Origin of the sequence: Tabrizicola sp., assembly GCF_051645465.1 — a bacterium.
GTDB lineage: Bacteria > Pseudomonadota > Alphaproteobacteria > Rhodobacterales > Rhodobacteraceae > Tabrizicola.
This window is the reverse complement of record NZ_JBOFBI010000183.1, coordinates 34361-41112: the sequence shown is the minus strand read 5'-3', so window position 1 is coordinate 41112 and position 6752 is coordinate 34361. Positions and strand designations below refer to the sequence as shown.

Annotated in this window: 7 protein-coding genes; all 7 read left to right on the top strand. The window is 65.2% G+C overall.

Annotation, left to right across the window (positions count from 1 at the left end; genetic code table 11):
- Position 1: 1 nt before the first annotated feature.
- The 7 genes from ACRCSW_RS11880 (at position 2) to ACRCSW_RS11850 (ending at position 6752) form a co-directional block, all read left to right on the top strand.
- Entirely contained in the window at positions 2-565 is a 564-nt protein-coding gene (locus tag ACRCSW_RS11880) for a NifU family protein (protein WP_438705319.1), read from the top strand.
- A 12-nt stretch (positions 566-577) separates the two neighbouring features.
- Positions 578-1180 carry a tRNA (adenosine(37)-N6)-threonylcarbamoyltransferase complex dimerization subunit type 1 TsaB gene (gene tsaB / locus ACRCSW_RS11875; RefSeq protein WP_438705323.1) on the top strand — a complete coding sequence of 201 codons (603 nt, stop codon included), beginning with the start codon at positions 578-580 and terminating at the stop codon, positions 1178-1180.
- Complete coding sequence (gene rimI / locus ACRCSW_RS11870; RefSeq protein WP_438705318.1) at positions 1177-1608, top strand: ribosomal protein S18-alanine N-acetyltransferase; 432 nt, start codon at positions 1177-1179, stop codon at positions 1606-1608. The genes tsaB and rimI overlap by 4 nt, the downstream gene beginning before the upstream one ends.
- 156 nt (positions 1609-1764) lie before the next feature.
- Entirely contained in the window at positions 1765-2760 is a 996-nt protein-coding gene (locus ACRCSW_RS11865; protein WP_438705316.1) for a BMP family lipoprotein, read from the top strand.
- Between the two features lie 101 nt (positions 2761-2861).
- Positions 2862-4406, top strand: coding sequence for an ABC transporter ATP-binding protein (locus ACRCSW_RS11860; protein ID WP_438705315.1), 1545 nt, complete (start codon positions 2862-2864; stop codon positions 4404-4406).
- 184 nt (positions 4407-4590) lie between these two features.
- Positions 4591-5691 carry an ABC transporter permease gene (locus tag ACRCSW_RS11855; RefSeq protein ID WP_438705314.1) on the top strand — a complete coding sequence of 367 codons (1101 nt, stop codon included), beginning with the start codon at positions 4591-4593 and terminating at the stop codon, positions 5689-5691.
- A complete protein-coding gene (locus ACRCSW_RS11850; RefSeq protein ID WP_438705312.1) occupies positions 5691-6752 on the top strand; it encodes an ABC transporter permease in 1062 nt (353 codons plus the stop codon). Before ACRCSW_RS11855 ends, ACRCSW_RS11850 begins: the two co-directional genes overlap by 1 nt.

The following is a 6752-nucleotide window of genomic DNA, read 5'->3' as shown; positions in this document are numbered from 1 at the left end:
GATGTTCATCCAGACCGAATCCACGCCGAACCCCGCGACGCTGAAGTTCCTGCCCGGCCAGACCGTGCTTGATCTTGGCACCGCCGATTTCCCCAGCGCCGAGGCGGCGGCAAAGTCGCCCCTGGCCCGTCGCATCTTTGCGGCCGGTGGGGTGACAGGCGTGTTCTTCGGCACCGATTTCGTGACGGTGACGAAGGCCGAGAGCGTGGACTGGCCGCATATCAAGCCGCAGGTCCTTGGCGCGATCATGGAGCACTACCAGTCGGGTCAGCCGACGATCGAAGGTGAGGGCGCGACGGGTGGCGGCCATGCCGAGCATACCGGCGAGGACGGCGACATCGTGCGCCAGATCAAAGAGCTTCTGGACACCCGCGTCCGCCCGGCCGTGGCCCAGGATGGCGGCGACATCACCTTCCACGGCTTTGACCGTGGGGTGGTCTATCTGCACATGCAGGGCGCCTGCGCGGGCTGCCCGTCCTCGACCCTGACGCTGAAGATGGGGATCGAGAACCTGCTGCGGCACTACATCCCGGAAGTGGTTGAAGTGCGGCCTGTCGCCGCCTGAGCCTGCCCCGTGATCCTGCCGATCCTGGCTTTTGACACCTCGGCCGCGCATTGCGCGGCCGCTTTGCTTTCGCCCGACCGGGTGATCCAGCGGCTTGAGCCGATGGAGAAAGGTCAGGCCGAACGGCTGATCCCGATGCTGGAGGAGGTTCTGGCCGAGGGCGGGCTGGGCTGGGGCGACCTCAAGGCTCTGGCGGTGGGCACTGGCCCGGGTAACTTCACCGGTGTCCGGATCGCTGTTGCCGCGGCGCGAGGGCTCGCACTGGGGCTTGGCATTCCGGCGGTTGGGGTGACGCGGCTGGAGGCCTTGGCCCATGGGCTGCCGCGCCCACTGACGGTGGTTGAGGATGCGCGGCGCGGCGAGGTCTATGTCCAGCTCTTCACCGCGGCCGGAGAGGGACCGGCCCATCTTGCCAACCGTATCGTAGCGGCAACCGATGTCACCGGATCGGCGGCAGGTCCGGACGCACTCCCCCCCGCCATGCCGCTTGCCGAAGCGATCGCCCGTATCGGTGCGATAAGGGCGATGACGCCGCAACCTCGCCCGGCACCCTTCTACCTGCGCGGGGCGGATGCGACCCCTCCGTCCGACCCCCCGCCGGTGATCCTGCCGTGACGCCCGAAGCGCTGGCCGCACTCCATGCGCGCTGCTTCCGGACGCCGCGGCCCTGGAGTACCGAGGACTTCTCGGGCGTGACGTCCGACCCTCTGGTCTTCCTTCTGGTCGAAGGCGATGCCGGGTTCCTGCTGGGCCGGGCAGTCGCCGGTGAGGCCGAGCTTCTGACGCTGGCTGTCGCCCCGGAAGCCCGCCGCCGGGGCCTCGGGGGCAGGCTTCTGGCGCGGTTCCTGTACCAGGCGCGGCTGCGGGGGGCAGGGCGGGTCTTCCTGGAAGTCTCGGCGCAAAACACCGCCGCCATCGCGCTTTACGAATCGGCGGGGTTCAGCCAGGCGGGGCAAAGGCGCGGCTACTACCGGACGCCTGAGGGCGAACGCGTCGACGCGCTGGTTCTGGCCCGTGATCTTCCGTCAGAGCCGCTGGCTTAAGCGATCTTGACCAACGGGTCAGGATTTTACCAAAGCTCACGCGAATCCGGCTTGACCCCCATGCGGGCTTTGTCGCTAATCAATCCAGAACGCGCCCGCGACCGGCTGACCCCGGCGGACAGGGCGGCAATGTGTTAATCAACCGGGAGAACACCCATGAGCCTTATGAAATCCCTTGCCGGGGCCACCTGCGCCTTTGCCCTTCTTGCAGGCGCCGCGCTGGCCGAACCGGCGATCATCTTCGACCTTGGCGGCAAGTTCGACAAATCCTTCAACGAGGCCGCCTTCAACGGTGCCGAGCGTTGGGCGAAAGAGACGGGCGGCACCTACAAAGAGCTCGAGATGCAGGACGAAGCCCAGCGTGAGCAGGCCTTGCGCCGTCTGGCTGAAGCGGGTGCCAACCCCGTCGTCATGACCGGCTTTGCCTTTGGTGACGTGCTGGCGAAGGTGGCTCCGGACTTCCCGGACACCAAGTTCGCGATCATCGACATGGTGGTGGAGCAGCCGAACGTGAAGTCGGTCGTCTTCAACGAGCATGAAGGGTCGTACCTTGTCGGCATGATGGCTGCTCTGGCCTCCAAGTCGGGCACGGTCGGCTTCATCGGCGGCATGGATATCCCGCTGATCCGCAAGTTCGGCTGCGGCTATGCCCAGGGCGTGAAGGCGGTCAACCCGGACGCAACGGTCGTCCTCAACATGACCGGCACCACCCCTGCAGCCTGGAACGACCCGGTCAAGGGCGCGGAACTGGCGAAGGCCCAGAAAGCGCAAGGCGCGGACGTGATCTATGCGGCGGCGGGCGGCACCGGGATCGGTGTTCTGCAGACCGCTGCGGATGAGGGGATCCTGTCGATCGGTGTCGACAGCAACCAGAACTACATGCATCCCGGCAAGGTCCTGACCTCGATGCTGAAGCGTGTCGACAACGCCGTCTACGAGGCCTTCAAGGAAGGCGAAGCCCTGACCCCCGGCATCAATGTCATGGGTCTGGCGAACGAAGGCGTGGGCTATGCGATGGATGAAAACAACGCTTCGCTCGTGACGCCGGAAATGCAGGCGGCGGTCGATGCGGCGGCCGAGAAGATCAAGTCGGGTGAGCTTGTTGTCCACGACTACATGTCGGACAACACCTGCCCGGCGGCAACGTTCTGATCAGCCAAAGCTGAAACGAAAGGTGCCGCGCCAGGCCAGCTGGCGCGGCACTTTTGCAAGACGAACCCGCGAGGATAAGCGGGCCGAGCCGAGGGGGTGACATGGCCGACGGCACCTTTGCGATCGAACTGAAGGGCATCTCGAAAGCCTTCGGTCCGGTCCAGGCGAACAAGGACATCAACATCGCGGTGCCGAAAGGCACGATCCACGGGATCATCGGCGAAAACGGCGCGGGGAAATCGACGCTGATGTCGATCCTCTACGGGTTCTACAAAGCCGACGCGGGCCAGATCTTCGTGAACGGCCAGCTGACCGCTATCCCCGACAGCCAGAGCGCCATCCGCGCCGGAATCGGGATGGTGTTCCAGCACTTCAAACTGGTGCAGAATTTCTCGGTGCTGGAGAACATCGTTCTGGGTGCCGAGGAGGGGGCGCTGCTAAACACCTCGCTGGCCAAGGCGCGGAAGGAACTTGAGCGGCTGGCGCGGGACTATGAGCTGGACGTCGATCCCGATGCGCTGATTGAGGACCTCTCGGTCGGCCATCAGCAGCGGGTGGAGATTCTGAAGGCGCTTTACCGGCACGCCGATATCCTGATCCTGGACGAGCCGACGGGTGTGCTGACCCCGGACGAGGCGGACCATCTGTTCCGCATCCTCAAGGGGCTGAAGGACCAGGGCAAGACGGTGATCCTGATCACCCACAAGCTGCGCGAGATCATGGAGGCGACGGACAACGTCAGCGTCATGCGGCGGGGCACGATGGTCGCGACGGTGAAGACCGCCGAGACGAGCCCCGAGCAGCTGGCCGAGCTGATGGTGGGCCGCAAGGTGCTTCTGGAGGTCGAGAAAGGTCCGGCCAAGCCCGGCGCGGTGGTGCTGTCGGTCGAGGATCTTCGGGTCCGGGACGAGCACAAGGTGGAGCGGCTGAAAGGTGTCAGCTTCGAGATCCGTGCGGGCGAGATTCTGGGGATCGCGGGGGTGGCTGGGAATGGCCAGTCCGAGCTTCTGGCAGCCTTGGGAGGGATGCAGCGGGCCACGGGCAAGATCACGCTGAAGGGCGCGGAGCTGCCGCTTTCGGGCCATGGCGCGGACGGGCAAAGCCGCCGGAAGGCGGGCATCGCCCATGTGCCCGAGGATCGCCACCACTACGGGCTGATCCTCGATTTCACCGCCTGGGAGAACATGGCCTTCGGCTATTTCAACGAACCCGAGTATCAGAAGAACGCCCTTCTGATGGACAACGACGCGCTCCGCGACGACACCCGGAAGAAGATGGAGAAGTTCGACGTCCGTCCGCCAGACTGCTGGCTGCCCGCGAAAAGCTTTTCGGGCGGGAACCAGCAGAAGATCGTTGTCGCCCGCGAGATGGAGCAGAAGCCTGACCTCCTTCTGATCGGTCAGCCCACGAGGGGCGTCGACATCGGCGCAATCGAGTTCATTCACAACCAGATCATAGCGTTGCGCGATCAGGGGGCGGCGATCCTTCTGGTCAGCGTGGAACTGGACGAGATCATGTCGCTGTCCGATCGCATCGCGGTGATGTTCGACGGCAAGATCATGGGCTTCCGCGACCCCGAGACCACCGACGAACGCGCGTTGGGCCTCTTGATGGCCGGGGTCACCGCGAAAGAGGAGGCCGCGTGATGCATGACCAGCGGCTACCCCCCACCCCCATCCCCTCCCCACTGAGGGGGAGGGGAGGCGCCATTTTTCCGACGTTGCCCTTTATGCCCGAGGTCTGGGCCGGGTACCTCCCTCCCCCCTCTGTGGGGGAGGGCTGGGGAGGGGGGGCTTCCCGCCGCATGTCATCTGATCGGAGGGCCGCCTGATGGACCGTCTGCCACGCTGGGCCGATGTCGCCCTTGTGCCCCTCGTCTCGCTGACCCTCGCCGCAATCATCTCGGCCCTCGTCATCATCGCGATCGGCCAGGACCCCTGGGAAGCGATCACCGTCATGGTCCAGGGTAGCCTGATGAGCGCCTATGGCTGGGGCTACACGCTGTACTACGCCACAAGCTTCATCTTCACCGGGCTTGCAGTAACGGTCGCCTTCCACGCGGGCCTTTTCAACATCGGGGGCGAGGGGCAGGCGCAGCTTGGCGGCCTTGGGGTGGCGCTGGTGTGTCTCTTCCTGCCCTGGCCGCACTGGACGCTGGCGCTGGTCGGCGCGGCGGCTGGGGGGGCCTTGTTCGGGGCGGCCTGGGCGGCGATACCGGCCTATCTGCAGGCGAAACGCGGCAGCCATATCGTCATCACCACGATCATGTTCAACTACATCGCTGCAAGCCTCTTGATCTTCATGCTGGTCGACGTGCTGCGTCCTCCCGGCAAGATGGACCCCGCCACCGACAACTTCCCTGAAGCAACCCATCTGCCAAGCTTCAACGAAATCCCCGGGCTGAACCTGATCTTTACCTCCGGCGTGCCCGCGAACGTGACGTTCTTCATCGCTTTGGCAATGGCGGTCGTCGTCTGGGCGCTTCTGTGGCGCACGCGGCTTGGCTACCAGATACGAGCTTTCGGAAAGTCGGAACCGGCTGCCCGCTATGCCGGGATCAACCCGACGCGGATCATCATGATCGCCATGCTGATCTCGGGCGGGCTCGCGGGCCTGATGGCGATCAACAATGTGATGGGCGAGGCGGAGCGGCTGTTGGGCAACTCGGCGTCGGGCGCAGGTTTCATCGGGATCGCGGTGGCGCTGATGGGGCGGAACCACCCGATTGGCGTGGTGCTGGCCGCGCTTCTCTTCGGGTTCCTCTTCCAGGGCGGGGCCGAGCTTGGCCTTTGGACCAAGATTCCGATCGAGTTGCGAACCGTGGTGCAGGGTCTGGTGATCCTCTTCACCGGGGCTTTGGACGTGATGGTGCGGATGCTTCTGACCCGCATCTTCGCGCTCTTCCGCCCCCGTCGGATGGAGGCTGCGTGATGGATTACGGCACGCTTCTGCAAATCCTCGACTCGACGCTGCGGCTGGCGACGCCGCTTCTGCTCGCCTGCATCGCCGGGCTTTACTCCGAACGGTCGGGCGTGTTCGACATCGGGCTTGAGGGCAAGATGCTGGTGGCCGCGATGTGTGCGGGGGCGGTGGCGTTCTACACCGGGTCCGCCTGGGTGGGTGCGCTGGCGGGCATTGCGGGGGCGATGGTCTTTGCGCTGATTCATGGGGTGACGTCGATCACCTTCCGCGGCAACCAGCTGATCGCCGGGGTGGCGTTGAATTTCCTCGCCTCGGGGATGACGGTGCTGGTGGCGCAGTACCTATTCGGTCAGGGCGGTCGGACACCACCTTTGACAGGCAATGCGCGGTTCAGCCCGGTGGGCCTACCCACGCCCGACGAGCTGGCCGTATGGGCGGAGACGTCTTGGATCGGCACATTCCTAGCGCCTGTGGTACGGCCTTTGGTATGGGTCCTTGAGTGGATAGACCATGGAATACGGTCGATACCGGCGCTTGGTCCGCTTTACGCCGAGGTGCTAACCGGTCACTCGGTTCTGGTTTACGCTGCCTTCGCCATCGTCGCGCTGACCTGGTGGGTGCTTTACCGCACCCGCTATGGCCTGCGCCTGCGCGCGGTGGGCGAGAACCCGGCGGCGGTCGATACGGCGGGGGTCAGCGTCAAGGGCCTGCGCTTCTCGGCGGTGATGATCACCGGCATCCTTTGCGGTCTGGCGGGGGCCTACATGGCGACCGCGCTGCAGGCGGGTTTCGGGAAAGAGATGACGGCGGGCCGGGGATACATCGCGCTGGCCGCGCTCATCTTCGCCAAGTGGCGCCCGGTCGCGGCGATGTGGGCGTGTCTGCTGTTCGGCTTCTTCCAGGCACTGGCCCTTCGGCCCGACGTGGTCGAGGCGGTGGTGCAGGTCAAGGTGCCGGTCCCGTTCCTCGATGCCCTACCCTACGTGCTGACCGTTCTGGTGCTGGCCGGTTTTGTCGGCAAGGCGATCCCGCCCAGGGCAGGCGGCGAACCCTATGTGAAGGAGCGCTAA

Excerpts from the sequence above, each read along its gene's own strand:
- ACRCSW_RS11855 (WP_438705314.1), top strand. The coding sequence starts at position 4,591 with ATGGACCGTCTGCCACGCTGGGCCGATGTCGCCCTTGTGCCCCTCGTC.
- ACRCSW_RS11880 (WP_438705319.1), top strand. The coding sequence starts at position 2 with ATGTTCATCCAGACCGAATCCACGCCGAACCCCGCGACGCTGAAGTTC.
- ACRCSW_RS11850 (WP_438705312.1), top strand. The coding sequence starts at position 5,691 with ATGGATTACGGCACGCTTCTGCAAATCCTCGACTCGACGCTGCGGCTG.
- ACRCSW_RS11860 (WP_438705315.1), top strand. The coding sequence starts at position 2,862 with ATGGCCGACGGCACCTTTGCGATCGAACTGAAGGGCATCTCGAAAGCC.
- ACRCSW_RS11865 (WP_438705316.1), top strand. The coding sequence starts at position 1,765 with ATGAGCCTTATGAAATCCCTTGCCGGGGCCACCTGCGCCTTTGCCCTT.